General features: G+C 44.7%; 1 protein-coding gene. It reads right to left on the bottom strand.

Translation table 11 applies throughout. From position 1 onward, the window contains the following. The coding region (locus tag A3756_RS02105; RefSeq protein WP_156490197.1) for an AAA family ATPase at positions 1 to 841 on the bottom strand (841 nt) is incomplete at both ends.

Consider the following 841-nt stretch of genomic DNA (forward strand, 5'->3'; position numbering starts at 1 on the left):
ACCCGCTTCTTTGGTGTAATAACGAATCACATCTCTTATTGCATCTTCGGCAATAGCGAGCTCACCTTTTTTCAGGCCATTATCTTTGATCTGTTTCGGGATCAGGTATTTTTGCGCGATATTGATCTTTTCATCTTCGGTGTAACCCGGAATACGGATAACCTCCATACGATCAAGCAAGGCCGGAGGGATGTTCATTGAGTTTGAGGTACAGACAAACATAACATCGGACAAATCATAATCTACTTCTAGATAGTGATCATTAAAGGTATGATTTTGTTCTGGATCTAACACCTCAAGCAAAGCCGAAGCCGGGTCACCACGATGATCAGCACCCAATTTATCGATTTCATCAAACAAGAACAGCGGGTTCTTCACTTCGACTTTAGAAAGCTTCTGAATCAGTTTACCTGGCATTGAACCGATATAAGTTCGGCGATGACCACGAATCTCTGCTTCATCACGCACACCACCCAGTGCAACACGGGTATATTTTCGGTTTGTTGCCTTCGCAATAGATTGCCCCAAGGAGGTTTTACCTACACCAGGAGGCCCAACCAAGCACAATACCGGCCCTTTAAGCTTCTTAACCCGGCTCTGTACCGCTAAATATTCGATAATGCGGTCTTTGACCTCTTCTAGGCCATAGTGGTCTGCATCAAGAATTTCTCTTGCCTTAACGATATCGTGTCGAACTTTACTTTTCTTCTTCCAGGGAAGATTTACAAGCCACTCAACATAGCCTCGCACAACTGATGCCTCTGAAGACATCGGTGACATCATCTTCAACTTCTTAAGCTCTGCTTCAGCCTTCTTCTTGGCCTCTGCACTCATGCCAACC

Source organism: Oleiphilus sp. HI0086 (assembly GCF_001635225.1).